The 1130-nt window shown below is 40.4% G+C and carries 1 protein-coding gene; it reads right to left on the bottom strand.

All coding sequences use genetic code 11. The features are described 5' to 3' along the window. Window positions 1-114: 114 nt before the first annotated feature. Window positions 115-1086: an ABC transporter ATP-binding protein gene (locus AC1DUW_RS29885; protein ID WP_053345689.1), complete on the bottom strand. Its 972-nt coding sequence runs from the start codon at window positions 1084-1086 to the stop codon at window positions 115-117. Window positions 1087-1130 lie beyond the last annotated feature (44 nt).

The raw sequence follows: 1130 nt of genomic DNA, 5'->3' as shown, positions 1-1130 counted from the left end.
ATGCTCTTAATGGCTTCAACAGATTTACGCTTCCCAAAAACAGGGTTCCCCAACAAGTATGTTTTCTTTATTCCTTTCAATTCAAGCAAGCTCACTCTTCATCCACCTAACTCTTTATCTTGATTTTACACATCGTACTAGATGGTCTTTTTCATACTCTTTAAATTCAAGATTATAACTTGAACATGTATAATCTGCGTCCTCACATCGTTCTAAAAAAGGGCATGTTTTTTCACTATTTATTAAATTGGGGCGCGAAACGCTTTCACGTTTTTCAACCTTTATCTTTCTTCTTGTTAATCCAAGTCTGGATTCCAACAAGACTTTGGTATACGGGTGCATTGGGTGATTTAGCAACTTCAACACTGGTGCTTTCTCAACGATATAGCCGCCATACATCACAGCTACTTCGTCAGCTAACTGAGCAATCACCCCTAGATCATGTGATACTAATAAAATGCATGTATTGTATTCTTCCCTTAACTTATCCAACTGTTTCAAAACCTGGAGTTGGTTTGTCGAATCAAGTGCAGTCGTCGGCTCATCAGCAATGATGATAGATGGACTTAATGACATGGTAATCGCAATCATAACCCGTTGCAGCATCCCGCCGCTTAGCTGAAACGGATATTGCTTCAAGACATTCTCTGGATTAGGCAGGTCCGTTTTTTCTAAATACTCCACAGCCATTTTCCGCGCTTGCCGCTTCGTTATGGGCAAATGAGTTCTAAGTGTTTCAATAAAATGCCGCCCTATCGTCCTCACAGGATTAAAAGCGATCATAGGGTTTTGCATAATCATAGCGATCTCACTACCCCGTACTTTCCTTAAGTCTTCTGTGGAAACATTTAAAAGATCAATATTTTTAAACTTGATACTCCCTTGTACCACCTTTGCCTTTTCAGGTAAAAGCTTTAACAAAGACATGCATGTCATCGTTTTCCCTGATCCACTTTCTCCGACAAGGCCCAACACTTTCCCAGCCTCCAGCTTAAAACTGACATCATGGACAGTTTGAGTCACTCCATACGGTGTCGTTACAATAACATTCAAATTGTCTACAGTTAGAATGGGGTCTTGTCCCATCTTCCATCCTCCCTTCTATTCCTTTTTTAGGTCTAGAGCATCCC

The organism is Peribacillus sp. P4_C12 (assembly GCF_056402095.1).
Note: the sequence above shows the minus strand (reverse complement) of the source record. Positions and strands in the feature narration are given on the sequence as shown.